Origin of the sequence: Halorussus litoreus, assembly GCF_003382685.1 — an archaeon.
GTDB lineage: Archaea > Halobacteriota > Halobacteria > Halobacteriales > Haladaptataceae > Halorussus > Halorussus litoreus.
Genome location: NZ_KZ859511.1, coordinates 108,935 through 110,278, shown reverse-complemented (window position 1 = coordinate 110,278; position 1,344 = coordinate 108,935). Strand labels below are relative to the sequence as shown.

Below are 1,344 nucleotides of genomic sequence, written 5' to 3'. Positions count from 1 at the left end.
GCGCCCCACGACTCCGAGTCGTCGGCCGCGCCGGCGCGCGATAGCTCCTCGTGGAGCCGGTCGAGCACGGTCCCGGCGTCGCCGACGACGCCCACGTCTGCCTCGACGTTCTTGCTGATTTCGGCCGGGTCGATGTCGACGTGGACGAGCTCGGCCTCGGGCGCGAACGTCTCCACGCCGCCCGTGAGCCGGTCGTCGAACCGGGTGCCGACCGCCAGCAGCACGTCGCAGTGGGTGGTCGCCATGTTGGCGTAGCCCGTGCCGTGCATGCCGACCATCTCCAGCGCCAGGTCGTCGTCCTCGGGGAACGAGCCCACCGCGGGCATCGAGGTCGCGACCGGGACGCCGTATCGCCGGGCGAACGACCGCAACTCGTCGGTGGCCTCGCCCTTGATGACGCCGCCGCCCGCGAGTATGACGGGTTTCTCCGCGCGTTCGAGCGTGCGCGCGGCCGCGGCGACCGCCGAATCGTCGGGTTCCAGCTGCGGGTCGCTGGTCGCCGGCGTCTCGGCCTCGCCCGGCTGAGTCGTCGTCTCGCTCAGCGTCACGTCCTTCGGCAGGTCGACCAGCGTCGGTCCCGGACGGCCCGTCTTCGCGTAGGCGAACGCCTCGCCAACGGTGTCGCCCACGTCGTCGGGCGACTGCGCGAAGTAGTTCGTCTTGGTGACGGGTGCGGTGATGCCGGTGGTGTCGGTCTCCTGGAACGCGTCGTTGCCGACGAACTCGGTCGGCACCTGTCCGGTCAGCGCGACCATCGGATCGGAGTCCATCCCGGCGTCCGCGATGCCGGTCACGAGGTTGGTCGCGCCCGGCCCGGAGGTGGCGAGACAGACCCCGGGTGTGCCCGAGACGATGCCGTACGCGTCGGCGGCGTGGGCCGCGGCCTGCTCGTGAGCCATCACGACGTTCCGCAGGTCGGAGTCGAACAGCGCGTCGTAGACGGGCATGATCGCACCGCCCTGCACGCCGAACAGCGTCTCGGCCCCGGCGCGTTCGAGCGCCGCGACGACCGACTCCGCGCCGGTCGAGACGCCGCCGTCCGCTGGCTCCGATTCCGTCTCGGAACCCGCGCCGGACGACCCCGAATCGGAGGCCTCGGCATCGGTCGCCTCGCCGACGAACTCCTCGCCGGTCGGGTCGTCGCCGTCGACTGTCGGTGGTGCGTGTTCGCTCACGCGACATCACCTCGCCACGCTGTCGGTCGCCACGCGTTCGTGGGCCAGGTGGCCGGAATCCGCTCCATCCCGGTCGTGATCGGAGTCAGGCCGGTCGTGATCGGACCGCAGCCAGTTTTGGCCGCCGGCCACGCACCGCCCGGGGGGGTCGCGGGGGGGGGCGGGGTGG

The 1,344-nt window shown here is 72.2% G+C and carries 1 protein-coding gene; it reads right to left on the bottom strand.

Annotated elements, in window-relative coordinates:
• A partial coding sequence (locus DPQ64_RS05745) for a thiamine pyrophosphate-binding protein (protein WP_269814467.1) occupies positions 1 to 1,175 on the bottom strand: 1,175 nt, incomplete at its 3' end.
• Positions 1,176 to 1,344 lie beyond the last annotated feature (169 nt).